Below are 15,883 nucleotides of genomic sequence, written 5' to 3'. Positions count from 1 at the left end.
CTTCAAGGTATTTTAGTTTATTTAACAATGGGGATAGCCAATCCAAATAAAAGGTCGAGCAAGATAATCTTTATGTGTGCCATTATCTTGCCCAATGGCAATACGCAGTATTTCAAGCCTAGTCACTTATAGTGTCGGGAGGGCCTTCTGGTTCTATTTGAATGCTAAAGGCTTTACCGCGCTCTTCTTCAAAGTGTACCAATTTTTGTATTGTAGCATCGTTGAATATATGACCTTCAGGAAGTATAAGGATATGGCTGTCGTTATAAAGATTTTGGGCGAGGGTCATGCCTGCTTTTAATTGTGACGCTTTCAACGAGGTCGAAAGCAGCTTCGATGTTGTAACGTCTTCAGCTTCAAGAAGAAGATCTAGGAATTCACCGTCGTAGCGGGTATTTCTGTGCTTTTTCATTTCAAGTTTAGCGTCACGCGGGCTCATTTCGATACCACTCATACGCCCAGTAACTAAGCGCCAATAGTCACGTGCTATGGCTAAAATACGCGCCCCTGCTGGAATTTCTTTAGCTACTTTGTTGTAAAGCCCTGAGCCATTATAGTGTTCGAACTGAAACTCAATAATGTCTGAAACCTGATGAAGTTCATGGGCTGGAGCCAGTATTAAAGCGGCTTGTTTTGTTTGCGATAAATAATTTTGTTGCTGTTGGTATTTCAGCTTTGAAAAGGGCGCCTTGAAATCTTCAGTTTCTAACCCTAAAAGCCCAAGCTCGCATATTAACCCTGCATAGCGGACATGCTTTATCTCATCTTTTTCTAAGCGTGCAATACGCGCAAGTTTTGAAGCCAGTTCACTTACTTCAATGGCAAACTTGCCGTCAATGTTGGGGTTAATGCTTATCACATTAAACAGCACTTGCTCCATCGCTATATTGTGCTTTTCAATTTTATTGAGTGCTGCTTTTATTTGCCGAGTACGTTTTTGTACCACTTGCTCTAACGAGGTATTGACGTCTCTTAGTTTTCTATTTTGTAGTCGCGTAAGCTTCTGCAGGCGCAAGTTTTCGGTCTTAAGCTTAACTCGCTCTAACCCCTCTTCAACAACCGAAATTAACTCTTGGTTGTCCCAGGGCTTTTGCAAATAACGATGTATTTTTCCTTGATTTACGGCTTTTATGGTTGACTCAATATCTGCGTAACCGGTAAGCACTACCCTAAAGGTTTCTGGATAGTTGATGGCGACTTGCTCTAACAGCTCCGCACCAGACATTTGTGGCATTTTCATGTCTGAAATAACCACGTGAACCTCGTTCGCACTCATAAGCTCAAGAGCTTTTGCGCCACTATCTGCAAGAAGCAGAGTAATATCCATAGTGAAGAGCGCGCGCTTAATTGCACGAAGAATGTTAGGTTCGTCGTCGACAAAAAGCACCGTATAGGTTGTGGCTGATTCTTTAGGCTCTGTCATAAATCATTATCCTTATAGGCGACGCAATAACTATTACATGCAATGGCGCTTGTTAACACTATTTGCTTTCTCATTATTCACTCTCTTTTTCCATGAGGGGAACTGACGGAGCAGGCTCAACAGGGAGTGCAAGGGTGAACGTGCTACCTTCGCCTTCTACACTGCTTGCTGACAATGTGCCACCGTGCTCTTGAGCAATGCCAAATGAAATGGAAAGACCTAGCCCCGTGCCTTGGCCTTCGGGCTTGGTTGTAAAAAACGGGTTGAAGAGCTTATCTAAATGGCTAGGGGGAATGCCGCACCCTGAGTCTTCAACACGCAGTTCAACAAAGCCGTTTAACGTACAGGTAGTAATTATCACTTTACCATTTTTGCCAGTGGCTTCAATTGCTTGTCCAGCATTAATCAGCAGGTTGGTAACAACTTGAGACACCTTGCCAACGTTCATGGGAATATCTGGTACTCTGCCCAAGTGGGTTTCTACAGTACAAATATATTTCAGCTGATTGTTAACCATAGCCAGCGTAGTACGTACGCAGTCATTAATGTTGTGCTGTTGCATATGATCGCTATCAACCCGTGAGAAAATCTTAAGACCTTTTACTATCTCAGCCACTCGATGTAGCCCCTCACGGGAGTCGGTTAATAACTCTGCAATATCTTCGTTAATAAAAGCCATGTCTTGATTGTCAAGCATGCTTTTTAGTTCAGTAAGTGCTTTAAGTCGCGCTTGTTCATTTTCAGCCGCTAATACCACGTTTATTTGAGAAAATACCATTTGATACGTGGCAACATACTCGCTTAATGTAGAAATATTGCTACTAACAAACCCAACTGGGTTATTAATTTCATGAGCTACCCCGGCAGCTAGCTGACCGACCGATGCCATTTTCTCCGCTTGAAGTAATTGAACCTGTGTTTCTTTAAGGTCTTTGTTGGCTTCTTCTAGCTGAAAATTCTTTTGGTGCAGTAGGGCGGTTCTGTCCTGCACTTTTTCTTCAAGCAGGGTGTTGAGTTCCTTCAGTTCATCCTGTGCACGCTGCCTTTGCTCATGCTCTTCTTTTAAACGCTCTACTAATTGGTTGAAGGCTTCAGCCAATTCGCTTAATTCGTCATTACCGCGAACAGGAACAAAGACTTCCCTGTAGTCATTGTCTTTTACTGCATCGCCAAGATGCTTCGCACCCTGATGTAACTGGCGAAGTTGTGACATCAGGTATGAACCCAAGATATACGAGCACAAGCCAACGAGGATAAACTCCATTAGAGCTAGCGTAAGCGTCCAATTTTTAACACGAGATACAGATTCGGTAACGGAGGCGATGTTCAAGCCAATTTCTACATAGCCGTAAAGGGAATTATTTACCATGATGGGCGCGCGCGTATCATAGATGCCATCATCTGCTTCTGACACCGAATCGTCCGCAACGAAAGGGCGATTTAGCGCTTGTTGATTCCCCTTGCCAACAAACACGTTACCTAGCTTGTCTTTAACTTTTACGTAAGAAATATTGGGGTTGTTTAATATTTCGGATACATCAGCATCAAGGGAAGCAAGGTCGTAACTTAGAAAGGCGTTTTTCGTTGTAGAAACAAATAAAGCGACGCTGGTATCGGCAGACTTTTGCACATTATTGTCAACCAGATCGTTTAACAGTTGAAATACCGTAATGATCAGTACCAATAGCAGCAGGGCTGCAATCGATGCAACGCCGGTAATTGTTTTAAATCGTAGCGACAGCCTCATAATTCAATAACTCACAAGTGTGGTCTAGAGAGCGACGCAATACCTAACGCGCGTACGTCGTCCCAATCACTGTCGTTGGAAGCTATAAAACCACTTAACCCGATACGTTTTAGAACTGACGATTTGCTGGTGTCGTTGGATAACGCCATTAACCCATTAAGAATAGCCTGTCTGTCACCTTGCGCCATGTTTGGGCTTGTTGTGATGGGATGAGGCGTATAACCTTGGCTCTTCCATAGCACCCGTAGGTCGCTTCGCACTTCCCCTTGCGTTGCATTAAGCGTGCGCAAAATACCACCGCCGGCTTTAAAGAACTTGCGCTGAACGGCTAGGTAAACTGAATCGTGAGAGTTCACATAGCGTGGAATGAATGCGATGTTATTTTTGCGAAGATAGGTACTAGTAATAATAGTAGCCGCAAACGCCGCGGGTGCAGGAAACGCTATCTCAGTACCGGATAATTCACTTAAAGATTGTATGGGGCTGTCTTTTTCTACCACGATGAGCCCTTGAATTTTTTTGTTTCGTTGATGAGCAAGCGCACGGTAGCCCGCCGTTTCGTTAAAAACAACGAAGTGATAAGGGTTCATGTAAGCGATATCGTATGCTCCTTTGGCCAGATTGGCTTCAAAGGTAGGAATGTCTTTAGCAGTCTTAAACTCTATACTAAGACCGGTATACGTACTGAGATAATCTATTAACGGCTGCCAATTTTCAGCCATCTTCTTTGCTGACTGTTGGGGGACTACACCGAATGTTAGAGGCTTGGCATTTACTGAAAAAGTACTAAAAACAAAACATAGCGTTATGACAATGCGGTGTATTGAACTGCCCATATAACCTCCTTTGTTGTTACACTACCAAGACATAAACTGTTCTAGTGTTGATGTTAGGTCGTGATTTGAGAAAGGCTTTTGAAGAGTGGCATCTGCGCCTATCTCTAGTGCGCGCTCAAGGCTAATATCATCTAAAGCAGAGATAACGACTATCTTTAAATCTTTGTACTTGCTTTGGTCCCGCGTAAACTCGATAACGCTGTAACCATCCATTCCCGGCATACTTAAATCTAAGGTCATAACCTTGGGTTCGTACTGACTAAGCATTATTCCCGCTTGGAAGCCGCCTGTAGCAATGTAGGAGTCGAAGCCTGCGCGCCGGGCAACCCGCTGAATCGACTTGGCAACAGGCATTTCGTCATCGACGATAAGAATAGACGGTGACGCAACGCCTCTTAACGCATCTGGAATTGGCATGTCATGGCGCTCAAGAAACACAACAAAGTCTTCAACCAGCACTCTATTGTTACCACGGCCGGGAAGTTTAAAACCCTTAAGCTTGCCGCTTTCAATCCATCGAATGACGGTGCGTAGATTGACGTCGCAGTATGAGGCTATCTCGCCTGAGGTTAACGTTTTCATGGCTTTGCCTTGTTGAAATAATAAACGGAATTATAGTCTGCATATAAGGAGGAGACAAAGTAGACAAAAGGATGAAATGTGACATTTGTGACAGCTTTGGTTTTCGCAAACGCGACATATAAAAGCATTTCGTTATAACGAGCGTTACCTCTATGCCCTCAACAGGGGCAACGCGATGTCCTGATCCTAACCGTAAGACTAGAAGTAGTATCAAGATAGGTCAACAGCAGGCTAAACAATAGCTTGCTTTTAATCAGTGAAGCCCCATCATTATTCTATCAATGTGTTAAGAGTGAAAAAATTATGACAACCCCTGCAATTGAAAAGGTAGATGGACTACCTATTTTTTCCGCGATTGAACCAGACACTATTAAGCCTGCTGTAGAAAAAGCCATTGCAGCATGTAAGAGTGAAATCGAGGAAGTGGTGGCTTCAAAAGATTATTCTTACAAGAACTTGGTGCTTCGCCTTGAAGAAGTCGATGACCGTTTAAGCAAAATGTTTTCGCCGTTATCTCACATGAATAGTGTGGTAAGCAGCGATGAGCTGCGCGATGCGCACGATGCCTGCCTACCGCTTTTATCAGAGTACGGAACGTGGGTAGGGCAGCATGAAGGTTTGTATAATGCTTATGCTGAGCTTAAGGCATCTGACGAATTTGAATCCCTAAGCGAAGAGCAGCAAAAAGTCATAGAAAACGCTGTGCGTGATTTCACCCTTTCTGGCGTAGCATTACCCGTAGAACAGAAGAAACGCTTTGCGGAAATCCAAGCTAAGCTAAGCGAGCTGTCATCGACGTTTTCTAATAACGTGATGGACGCGACTATGGGCTGGACAAAACATGTGACCGACGAAGCTGAACTAGCCGGCATGCCAGAGTCTGCCCTAGAGGCTGCGGCTCAAGCTGCTCATCAAAAAGATCTTCAGGGTTGGCTATTTACCCTTGATATCCCCTCTTACTTGCCCGTTATGCTGTATGCTGACAACCGCGAACTGCGCGAAGAAATGTACCGCGCTTATTCAACTAAAGCCTCGGAACAAGGCCCAAATGCAGGTAAGTGGGATAACACAGATATCATCAAAGAAACCCTAACGCTGCGTACCGAACTGGCTGAGTTACTGGGTTTCTCTAGCTACGCAGAGCGTTCGCTGGCTACCAAAATGGCAGACTCGACAGATCAAGTTATTGGCTTTTTGCGCGATTTGGCCGCCAAGTCTAAACCACAAGCGGAGCGCGAGCTTGAAGAAGTGAAAGCCTATGCAAGAGACAAGCATGGCGTAACGGAGCTTGCGGCATGGGATTTACCCTATTACAGCGAAAAGCTTAAGCAGGAAAAGTACACCATCTCTGATGAAATGCTACGCCCGTATTTCCCAGAAGACAAAGTGCTGTCGGGCTTATTTGAGGTTGTTCATCGTCTGTATGGTTTAAAAATTATCGAACAGCCTGGCATAGATACTTGGCATAAAGACGTGCGCTATTTCACCATTACCGATGATGCAGATGCTCTACGCGGTAGCTTCTATTTAGATCTTTATGCCCGTGCGAAAAAACGCGGCGGCGCGTGGATGGACGAATGCCGCGTGCGTCGTGAAACAATGAATGGTGAATTACAATTACCGGTAGCGTACCTAACCTGTAACTTCAATGCGCCGGTAGGCGACAAGCCTGCTTTATTTACCCACGATGAAGTGGTTACCTTATTCCATGAATTTGGCCATGGTATTCACCACATGCTCACCAAAATGCGCGTTGCCGGCGTATCGGGTATAAACGGTGTACCTTGGGATGCCGTAGAGCTGCCTAGCCAGTTTTTGGAAAACTGGTGCTGGGAAGAAGACGCGCTTAACTTTATTTCAGGTCACTATGAAACAGGAGAGCCATTACCTGCCGACTTATTAGATCGTATGCTCGCAGCCAGAGATTATCAATCGGCTATGCAAATGGTACGTCAGCTTGAATTCAGTCTTTTCGATTTTCTATTGCATAGCGAAAAAGGCGGCGACGTTGATGTACAGGGTACGCTAGATAAAGTGCGTGAAGAAGTCGCTGTGGTTATTCCACCATCGTTCAACCGTTTTCAAAATGGCTTTGGTCATATTTTTGCCGGTGGTTACGCTGCGGGGTATTACAGCTATAAGTGGGCAGAAGTACTTTCTGCCGATGCGTATAGCAAGTTCGAGGAAGACGGTATCTTCAATCGAGATACCGGCAAAGCCTTTCTGGAAAACATTTTGGAAATGGGCGGTAGCAAACCACCCATGGATTTATTTGTGGCCTTTAGAGGGCGCGAGCCTAAGGTAGATGCGCTGTTGCGTCATAGTGGTATTAAGGGCTAAGTAGCTATGGCAGGTTCTAAGGCAGAGTCTTTTCAATCTATTTACCGCCGTGCATGTGAGCGCAAAGGCGGAGAAAGGGCGCTTGAAGCTATGCTTCAAGCGCCGCTTTCAAAAGCTGAAGTTGAAGCTATACCCGACGACCGTTTCCTGGCCGCCATGACCAAGCAAGTCTTCAAGTCGGGCTTTGTGTGGCGGGTAATCGAGCAAAAATGGCCAGACTTTGAAACCGTATTTTTCGGCTTTAATACCGACAAAGTACTGTTAATGCCCGATGAAATGCTAGAGCAAAAAGCATTAGATAAGCGCATTGTGCGCAACTACAAGAAAGTCATGACGGTGCGCGACAACGCCATGATGATAAAAGATGTGACTATGGAGCACGGTAGCTTCGGTAAGTTTGTTGCAAGTTTTGGCAAAGAAAACATAACCGAGCTTTGGGCGTTTATGAAAAAGCGCGGCGCCCGCTTAGGCGGAAATACGGGCCCTTACATGTTACGTGCATTGGGAATAGATACCTTTTTATTCTCTCGCGATGTTGAAGATTATTTGCGCAAACACGATATTGTTGACGGCGGCCTAACGTCTAAAAAGTCGTTAACTGCCGCTAATGCCGCGTTTGCGCAGTGGTATAAAGAAAGTGGGCGTTCGCTTCAAGAAATAAGTGCTATTGTGGCCTTTAGCTGGGGCACGAATAACAGGCCTGCTTAGAGGCTCAACGCAAAGCTCTATGCCTAACGCACAAGTGGGGCATAAAGCTTTTGCTTGGCTACACATTCCTATACACTTCAGCATTAAGAAAAATATTCAAATTACAGGACTGTCATGAGCGACAATCAGACTCCAGCTACGCAAGTAGACACTGCGACCGAGCAAACGACACACTTTGGTTTTAAACAGGTAGATAAGGGACAGAAAGCGTCTTTGGTCGCCAACGTTTTCGACTCTGTTGCAGCGAAGTACGACGTCATGAACGACCTTATGTCTATGGGAGTGCATCGCTTGTGGAAACGCTTCACAATTGATTGCAGTGGTGTACGAGCAGGCAATAAAGTATTGGATATTGCCGGTGGAACAGGCGACCTTACGGCTAAATTTTCTCGCCTTGTGGGCCCAACCGGTCGGGTTACGCTTGCTGACATAAACCTTTCTATGCTTAAAGTAGGGCGCGATAAACTTCGCGACCGCGGCTTGGTAAGCAACATCGATTATGTGCAAGCTGACGCTGAAGCCTTGCCGTTTCCAGACAACCATTTCGACGTAGTGACCATGGCATTTGGTCTTCGCAACGTTACAGAAAAGCAAAATGCGCTTAATTCTATTTATCGCGTGTTAAAGCCGGGTGGAAGGCTACTCGTTCTCGAATTTTCAAAGCCTACTACCGAGCAGCTTAGCAAGCTTTACGATATGTATTCGTTTCACATTTTACCTAAAATGGGGCAGCTAGTGGCGAACGATGCAGAAAGCTACCAATATCTTGCGGAAAGTATTCGCATGCATCCAGATCAAGAAACCCTAAAAGGCATGTTTGAACAAGCCGGTTTTGAACAGTGCGATTATCAGAACCTAACCGGGGGAATCGTAGCGCTGCACAGAGGATATAAGTTTTAATGCCTACCTCTGCGCTTGTTGCCGCGACTGCTGAATCGATAATCAATAAGCTGTTGTCGTTAGATGAGACTAGCCAGAAAAGGCTAAAGTCGCTCAGCGGGGCCAGATTGTCTGCGTTCATTTCGCCGCTCCCCTATGGCATAACATTGTCATTTTCAGAGCGTGTCGATGTGTTAACCGAGCAAGGCTCGTTCGACGATGCCGTTGCCGCCCTTGGCCCTAAAGATTGCTGCATTAAAACATCGCTACAAATCTTGCCCGAGCTTAAAGAAACCAGTCAGTTAACCCGCCTCATACAGCAAAAAGCCCTATTTTTAGAGGGCGAGCTTAATGTAGCCCAGCAGGTTAGTGCACTGTTTCAGCAGCTTGATATAGATGTTGAAGAACTACTGGCGCAAAAAACCAATGATGTGGTTGCGCATCAAACGGTGAAAACGGCCAAAGCCGTGCACGAAAAAGCGCTATCGGCACTGTCTTCAGTAGCAAGTGTATTGGGCAATGCTGTAGTAGAAGAAAAACAGCTAGCGGCCCACAAGCTGGCCGTTATGCATTTTAGCGATGAAGTTAATGCACTGCGTGATAGGACCGAAAGCGCAGACGCCCGATTACGTCGACTCGAAGAAAAGTTAAAGTAAGATTAAAAGAAACAGGCTCATAGATGCGTATTGTTAGGTTATACCGAATTAACAAGGTATTGTTGGAACACGGCTTAGACGATTTAATTCCAGCAAAGTGGTTACCCTGGTACGCACGTGCTATGCGTCATTCCATTTTCTGGGTAAGAAACAAACACAAAGGCAAATCAGCAGGGGAGCGTATCACCCTTGCGCTACAAAATCTTGGCCCCGTCTTTATCAAATTTGGTCAAATGCTTTCTACTCGTCGCGACCTTTTGCCTCCCGCCATCGCTAACGAGCTTGCCCGATTACAAGACAAAGTACCGCCATTCTCATCAGATGCTGCCCAAGACATTATTAGGCAGGCGTTAGGCCTCAAAGATTTAAATGAATTATTCAGCGAGTTTGAAACATCTCCGCTCGCGTCTGCTTCTATTGCACAAGTGCATGCGGCAAAGCTTATGCACAACAATGAAGACGTTGTTGTAAAGGTGCTGCGACCTGATATCCGCGACACCATTGTGGCCGATATGGAGTTACTTTTTAGCTTGGCTAATGTGCTGCAACGATGGCTGCCTGACGGGAAGCGCCTTCGCCCTGTTGAGGTGGTAGTGGAGTACCGTAAAACCATAGTGGATGAATTAGATCTTCTTCGAGAGTCAGCCAACGGTATTCAACTAGGACGCAATTTTGAAGGCTCTGACGCACTATATGTACCTAAGATATACAGCGACTACTGTAGAAGTAACGTATTGGTCATGGAGCGCATATACGGCCTGCCCATTTCAAATATCGATGCACTACTTACCCAGAATACCAACATGAAAAAGCTGGCGGAACGCGGAGTAGAAGTGTTTTTTACGCAAGTTTTCCGCGACAGTTTTTTCCACGCCGATATGCACCCAGGCAACATTTTTGTGTCAACCGAGCACCCTGAAAACCCCAAGTATATTGCTATCGACTTTGGTATTGTGGGCACCCTTAATCGCGAAGACAAACGCTACTTGGCAGAAAACTTTATTGCGTTTTTCAATCGCGATTATCGCAAAGTGGCGCAACTTCACGCCGATTCGGGGTGGGTACCTCAAGATACCAACATTGATGAATTTGAAATGGCCATACGCACGGTGTGTGAGCCAATTTTCCAAAAGCCACTTGCCGAAATTTCTTTTGGTAACGTGCTAATGCAGCTTTTTAATACCGCGCGTCGTTTCAACATGGTGGTTCAGCCACAGCTAGTGCTGCTGCAGAAAACGCTACTGTATATCGAAGGATTGGGCAGGCAGCTTTACCCTCAGCTAGATTTGTGGAAAACCGCAAAGCCGTTTCTAGAAAACTGGATGAAAGAGCAAATAGGCTTTACTGCCATGATGGGCAAGGTAAAAGACAACCTGCCGTTTTGGTCGGAAAAACTGCCTGAAATGCCAGACCTGCTTTATGACAGTTTACAGCAGATGAAACGGCTGCCATTACAGCAGCAAAGGGCACATTTAGCACTCCTTCAAGAGCAAAAGAAAACAACTCAGACCACTCACCTTAGTGTGGTGGGCGCGACCTTTGTTCTAATATCAGCAGTATTGCCACTTTACGACTTATCGTGGTATTTCCCTGCAATAAGTGGCGTTGTTGGCGCTGTTTGTTGGTACTTGGCTTGGCGAAAAGGGCTCTAATTTTTGTTACGCTGCGGTGAAATATTTATGAAATCCGCAGTTTAGTGATTAATTTGTGTATTAATTATCCCGAAGAGTGTTATAGTGCTATTGGCTCTTAGCCAAAGTCTTTAGATAGACGCGATTTTGTATTATTTGCTATATGTAAAACCACTCGAGTTACCCGGTAATTTGTTGTAAGTTGTTTGTCCATTCGTAAGTAAGACCCAATACTCCGCCCATTTGAAGACTCTAAAGAAACTAAGTTACACGCGCTTATGCGCAATTTAATACGATATTTGAGGTCTATACGACATGTCTAAAGTTACAGGCACAGTTAAGTGGTTCAACGCTGATAAAGGTTACGGTTTTCTAACACAAGATAATGGCGGCAAGGACGTATTCGTTCATTTCCGTGCGATTATCTCTGACGGTTACAAAACGCTTCCAGAAGGTCAGCGAGTAGAATTTGAAGTTGAAGAAGGTCAAAAAGGTCTTCAAGCTGCTAACGTGCAAGCTATCTAAGAATTCAAAAACGGCGGTCATTTGACCGCCGTTTTTCTTTCTATTCCTATTCAAAGGGCTTATTGCTCATCACGAGTATAAAAGCTCGGGTTTGTTGCGGTTTAAATTCTTTCTCGCAAACTACGCCCTGAACACCTTTCTCAATGACACTTCATCTACCGCGTTTATACCCTTCGGGTTACAAGTGTTGCGCGATGATAGTCTTTAATGCTTTACTCACCGTACCAATTATCTTCTTTACAGATATTTTAAGGGAGTATGTCATGCGCATTATATCTGGCTTTCTTTTTTCATTACTTAGCGCGCCTTTGTTACTCACCCCACAGTTTGCCAACGCAGAACCGGTCGCAGAGCAACAGGCAGAGAAAAATGTTTTAGCCATTGTGCTTAAAACCCGTGTAACACGTGCGGATGTGATGCCTAGCGAAAAAGAGCGTAAAGAAATAAAAGCGCAGGCCAAAGAAAGTTACGGTGAAATGCTCAACTACCTTATTCGCGTAAATGCGTCTAATAGAATTTATGAATTGGTTTTAAATGATTATGCTGCGCAAAAAGGCATCACGTTAAACCAAGCGCTTGTCAGCAAGTTTACAGAAAAGTTTGGCGATCAATTCTCCGGTGAAGGCGCGTCTAAATCCATAGAAGAAGTAGCGGCGAAACAAGTTATGCAGTACCAAGTAGAAAAAGCTATGTTCAAGGAATTCGGCGGGCGCGTTATCTTTCGACAATCTAACCCTCAAATGCCTATTGATGCCTATAAGGCGTTGCTAAGTGGCTATCGCGAAAGCGGTCAACTACAGATAGTAGATAAAGATCTTGAAGACGCGTTTTGGAGCGTGTTTACGCCGCCGTTTCAATACGAGATTGCGCCGGAAAATATAGACTTTAGTCAGCCGTGGTGGATTTAAGATAGGGGGTATAGAAAGCCGCTAGCAAGCCTTTAGAAAGGCCCGGCATATCAAAGAATGGGTAAGCTCTACGCCAACGTACGCCCAATAATATTTGTATGAGAACAATACATCACCATGCGCAATGATAAACAAAACGGAATAGATGCTACGGACAAGGCAATTTTAGGGTTGCTGCAACACAATGGCGACATGCCCGTTGCAGAGATTGCCGAACAAGTGGGTTTAACCGTAACGCCATGCTGGCGCCGCATTCAAAAGCTTGAAGAAAAGGGGATTATTTCTAAGCGAGTAGCCCTATTGCAGGCCAGGCAGCTAGGCCTAACGATGACCGTGTTTGTACAAGTAAAAGCCGGGCGGCACGATGGAAAATGGCTAGCGTCTTTTGCTAAACACGCGGCTTCTTTTGATGAGGTGGTAGAGTGCTACCGTATGTCGGGGGAATACGATTACTTGCTGAAAGTCTTGGTAACCGACATGGACTGCTTCGACCACTTCTACAAACGCCTTGTGAACGGCCTTGAGTTTTCAGACGTCACCTCTAGCTTCGCTATGGAGCAAATCAAATATACTACATCGGTGCCGCTCAACCACCTTTAGCTATAGGAACATGAGAAACCATAAAAAATGGGGCCGGTTTTACGGGCCCCATATAAATTTAATGATTTTGGTCTTCAACGTGCTGTTCGGCGAATATCTTGGATTTCTTTTTGATTTTACATCCTAAGATACGCTGCGCATTTTTGCGGCCGATATAATGAGCTACCGGATAGGGGTGCGCGCGCTTGAAGAACCGTGAGATTGAATGGAATACGTTTTCCATAATGTTGGCTCCTTCTATTAAAAAATTCCCCAAATAAAATATAGTAATATTACAGTTTGATGTCAACAAAATATTAGCAGCTTTTCAGCACTAAGTTTTGTTTACCACCTAAGTGTAGACTTAATTAGATCTAACACTATTAGTTATTGGTATACTTTATCTCGGTGAAAGGATCATTTTTAAAACGTTAGGCAAGGGGTGCATTTTTGGAAACGCACCACAGCGAATGAACACTGCCAACTAAGGGTTTTAAGCAAATATAAGATCGCTATCACACATATTTAGTATAGCGTTGAAGAGAAAGTGAACACCACTGACTCTTAGTGATGTTCACTATTGCTAGAACTGATTGAAGATCGCGAACTGCAGCAATCTTCCTAACGCCGTTTGATCATTGCGTTCTTCAGGCAATCAACCTGCGCTTAATAATACGATAGTTTTTCAGACTTACCTGAAAAGATCTTATAAACCATCGCGGTATAGGCAAGAATGATCGGCACGACAATGACTACACCTACTAGTAGAAACCTCAGAGAGTTAGCATCGCTTAATGCCTCTGAAACCGTCATTTGCCCAGGAATAATGAATGGATAGTAACTTATTGCAAAGGCGCTAAAGCACAATAAAAACACAAGCAACGCTATAAAGAAGGGTAGCCACTCGCCCTTACCATCAGCATCTGGTAACTTTTTCAATAACACACCGCATAGTGCTAATAAAGCAAAGCTAGCCAAAGGAATAGCGAATAACACATATCCCCATGGCGCAGATAGCCATAGCGCCCTAACATCATCATGCAGCGTAAGATTAGCAATACTTACTGCAATAATGCCAACGGCGAGAACGCCTAATCCTCTGCGTGCCCAGTAGTATGCTTTTTGCTGAAGTTCACCTTCGGTTTTTAAAATTAACCAGCAAGACCCGATAAAAGCGTAAGCCGCGGTTACACCAAAAGCGGCTAAAAGTGCAAAGCCTTGCGCCCATATATCAGTGCGAAGCCCGGTCACGTAAATACCCAGCATATAACCTTGAGCAAGAGTGGTTAGTAACGAACCGTATTTGAACACCAAGTCCCATTTACGTTTTTTAACCTGCACCACTTTTGCTCGAAAGTCGAACGCAACCCCGCGCAGTATTAAGCCTAGCAGCATAAATGTGGCCGGTAGGTACAAGGTTTGTAGAAACTCGCTATGTGCTTCAGGAAAGGCAATTAAGAGCAATCCAATAGCGAGCACCAACCATGTTTCATTCGCATCCCAATAGGGCCCAATAGACGCTATCATATCATCGCGAAACGCCTCGGTACGAGGCGGGATTAATACGCCCACGCCCAAATCATAGCCGTCCAAAATGGCATACAGCATTACCGATAGCCCAAGAAGACCCACGTAAATATTACCAAGCATTTCAGCTGATACATTCTCAAACATAATGGCTCTCCCTAAACCGTACTAGGATCGGGTTCGCTGGGCTGCATTTTTGCTTTAGCCACTTCCCGTTCCTCAGTAGTAATTTCTTCAATTTCTACGGCTCTTCTACACATCAGCATTAAGGTTCCCATGTATGCTATTAGCAAGACCGTATAAATAACCAAGTACAGCGTAAACGATAGGGCAATATTACCAGGCGGTAGCTGGGTTACCGCATCAGCGGTTTTCAATACGCCGCTGACTAAGTAAGGTTGCCTTCCAATCTCGGTCACGTACCAACCGGCAAGGGTCGCTATCCAACCGCTAAACGCCATGCCCGCAAACGTGCGCTTAAGCCACAGAGGAAACGCTTTATTGCGCATAAGATAAAGACTACCCAGCCACGAGACAGCAAGCATCAACATGCCCATGCCCACCATGACTCTAAAACCAAAAAATACAGGGGCAACTGGCGGATGCTCTCCCTCGAACTCATTAAGCCCTTTAATCTCGCCTTTAAGCTCGTGAGTAAGAATCAAACTTGCGCCATAAGGAATGGGAATTTCAAAATGGTTCTCTTTGCTTTCCTCATCGGGTATGGCGAAAAGTAGCAAGGGGGCACCTTCAGTGGTTTCCCAAAGCCCTTCCATTGCCGCTACTTTTTGCGGTTGATGTTCAAGGGTATTTAAACCGTGCATGTCGCCTGCAAATATTTGTAGCGGAATTAACACTGCTGCTGTGTAAGTTGCTGTCTTAAGCGCAAGTTTAGGGGCTAATTTGTCGTCACCTTTTAACATGCGATAAGCAGACAAGCCGGCAATTAAAAAACTAGCGGTTAGGCCCGATGCCAACATCATGTGTACAAAGCGGTAGGGGAAAGAGGGGTTGAAGATAATTTCTTTCCAGTTTGTGGCATACACAACGCCATCAACTACCTCGAAGCCTTGTGGAGTTTGCATCCAGCTATTTAGTGCTAATATCCAAAACGCTGAAGTTGTGGTGCCAAGCGCTACGATAAGAGTAGATGCAGTATGCAGCCAATTAGGCACCCGGCGTATGCCAAATAGCATAATGCCAAGAAAAGTAGCTTCTAAGAAAAAGGCGGTAAGTACCTCGTAGCCTAACAGGGGGCCTGCCACATTGCCGACTTTTTCCATAAAGCCTGGCCAGTTAGTACCAAACTGAAATGACATGGTAACGCCGCTTACTACGCCTAAGGCGAAGCTTAGCGCAAAAACACGTACCCAAAAACGATACATACGCATCCATACAGGATGACCTGAAATGTTAGAGCGCAGTTTGAAGTAAAATAAAAACCATCCCATTGCCATAGTGATGGTTGGAAATAAAATATGGAAACTAATATTTAACGCAAATTGTAAACGAGACAGCAAGAATGCATCCACAGAGAGCCCC

15 protein-coding genes are annotated in these 15,883 nt (G+C 44.8%); 8 read left to right on the top strand and 7 right to left on the bottom strand.

Going from position 1 to position 15,883, the window contains the following annotated elements; genetic code table 11:
- Nucleotides 1–118 precede the first annotated feature (118 nt).
- From nosR to ACX5J7_RS09380, 4 genes are all read right to left on the bottom strand, one after another.
- Nucleotides 119–1,423 (bottom strand): response regulator c-di-GMP phosphodiesterase, NosR family, encoded by a 1,305-nt coding sequence (gene nosR / locus ACX5J7_RS09395; RefSeq protein WP_020744410.1) that lies wholly within the window; start codon nt 1,421–1,423, stop codon nt 119–121.
- 73 nt (nt 1,424–1,496) lie between these two features.
- Nucleotides 1,497–3,170 carry a HAMP domain-containing sensor histidine kinase gene (locus tag ACX5J7_RS09390; RefSeq protein ID WP_498706950.1) on the bottom strand — a complete coding sequence of 558 codons (1,674 nt, stop codon included), beginning with the start codon at nt 3,168–3,170 and terminating at the stop codon, nt 1,497–1,499.
- Nucleotides 3,171–3,181: 11 nt separating this feature from the next.
- Nucleotides 3,182–4,006, bottom strand: coding sequence for a phosphate/phosphite/phosphonate ABC transporter substrate-binding protein (locus tag ACX5J7_RS09385; RefSeq protein ID WP_498706948.1), 825 nt, complete (start codon nt 4,004–4,006; stop codon nt 3,182–3,184).
- Nucleotides 4,007–4,027: 21 nt separating this feature from the next.
- Entirely contained in the window at nt 4,028–4,588 is a 561-nt protein-coding gene (locus tag ACX5J7_RS09380; protein WP_498706946.1) for a response regulator, read from the bottom strand.
- Nucleotides 4,589–4,891: 303 nt separating this feature from the next.
- On the opposite strand from ACX5J7_RS09380, the gene prlC reads away from it, so the two are divergent.
- The 8 genes from prlC to ACX5J7_RS09340 all read left to right on the top strand — a co-directional run bounded on the left by prlC (nt 4,892) and on the right by ACX5J7_RS09340 (nt 12,835).
- Complete coding sequence (prlC, locus tag ACX5J7_RS09375) at nt 4,892–6,928, top strand: oligopeptidase A (RefSeq protein ID WP_020744409.1); 2,037 nt, start codon at nt 4,892–4,894, stop codon at nt 6,926–6,928.
- A gap of 6 nt (nt 6,929–6,934) precedes the next feature.
- A complete protein-coding gene (locus ACX5J7_RS09370) occupies nt 6,935–7,636 on the top strand; it encodes a DNA-3-methyladenine glycosylase I (protein WP_348681066.1) in 702 nt (233 codons plus the stop codon).
- A gap of 114 nt (nt 7,637–7,750) precedes the next feature.
- Nucleotides 7,751–8,536 (top strand): bifunctional demethylmenaquinone methyltransferase/2-methoxy-6-polyprenyl-1,4-benzoquinol methylase UbiE, encoded by a 786-nt coding sequence (gene ubiE / locus ACX5J7_RS09365; protein ID WP_012519902.1) that lies wholly within the window; start codon nt 7,751–7,753, stop codon nt 8,534–8,536.
- Entirely contained in the window at nt 8,536–9,171 is a 636-nt protein-coding gene (locus tag ACX5J7_RS09360; protein WP_498706942.1) for a ubiquinone biosynthesis accessory factor UbiJ, read from the top strand. The genes ubiE and ACX5J7_RS09360 overlap by 1 nt, the downstream gene beginning before the upstream one ends.
- A gap of 23 nt (nt 9,172–9,194) precedes the next feature.
- Nucleotides 9,195–10,823, top strand: a complete 1,629-nt coding sequence (gene ubiB, locus ACX5J7_RS09355) for a ubiquinone biosynthesis regulatory protein kinase UbiB (RefSeq protein ID WP_498706940.1) — start codon at nt 9,195–9,197, stop codon at nt 10,821–10,823.
- Between the two features lie 294 nt (nt 10,824–11,117).
- Nucleotides 11,118–11,327, top strand: coding sequence for a transcription antiterminator/RNA stability regulator CspE (gene cspE, locus ACX5J7_RS09350; RefSeq protein WP_012519905.1), 210 nt, complete (start codon nt 11,118–11,120; stop codon nt 11,325–11,327).
- A 263-nt stretch (nt 11,328–11,590) separates the two neighbouring features.
- Entirely contained in the window at nt 11,591–12,235 is a 645-nt protein-coding gene (locus ACX5J7_RS09345; RefSeq protein ID WP_024017087.1) for a hypothetical protein, read from the top strand.
- 117 nt (nt 12,236–12,352) lie between these two features.
- Nucleotides 12,353–12,835, top strand: coding sequence for an Lrp/AsnC family transcriptional regulator (locus tag ACX5J7_RS09340; protein WP_012519907.1), 483 nt, complete (start codon nt 12,353–12,355; stop codon nt 12,833–12,835).
- A 58-nt stretch (nt 12,836–12,893) separates the two neighbouring features.
- On the opposite strand, the gene ACX5J7_RS09335 is transcribed toward ACX5J7_RS09340, so the two are convergent.
- From ACX5J7_RS09335 to ACX5J7_RS09325, 3 genes are all read right to left on the bottom strand, one after another.
- Nucleotides 12,894–13,058 carry a hypothetical protein gene (locus ACX5J7_RS09335; RefSeq protein WP_012519908.1) on the bottom strand — a complete coding sequence of 55 codons (165 nt, stop codon included), beginning with the start codon at nt 13,056–13,058 and terminating at the stop codon, nt 12,894–12,896.
- 422 nt (nt 13,059–13,480) lie between these two features.
- The gene (locus ACX5J7_RS09330) at nt 13,481–14,488 is read right to left on the bottom strand and encodes a cytochrome d ubiquinol oxidase subunit II (protein ID WP_024017086.1); all 1,008 of its coding nucleotides are present in this window, start codon (nt 14,486–14,488) and stop codon (nt 13,481–13,483) included.
- 11 nt (nt 14,489–14,499) lie between these two features.
- Entirely contained in the window at nt 14,500–15,873 is a 1,374-nt protein-coding gene (locus tag ACX5J7_RS09325) for a cytochrome ubiquinol oxidase subunit I (protein ID WP_012519910.1), read from the bottom strand.
- Between the last annotated feature and the right edge of the window lie 10 nt (nt 15,874–15,883).

Source organism: Alteromonas infernus (genome assembly GCF_902705815.1).
Note: the sequence above shows the minus strand (reverse complement) of the source record. Positions and strands in the feature narration are given on the sequence as shown.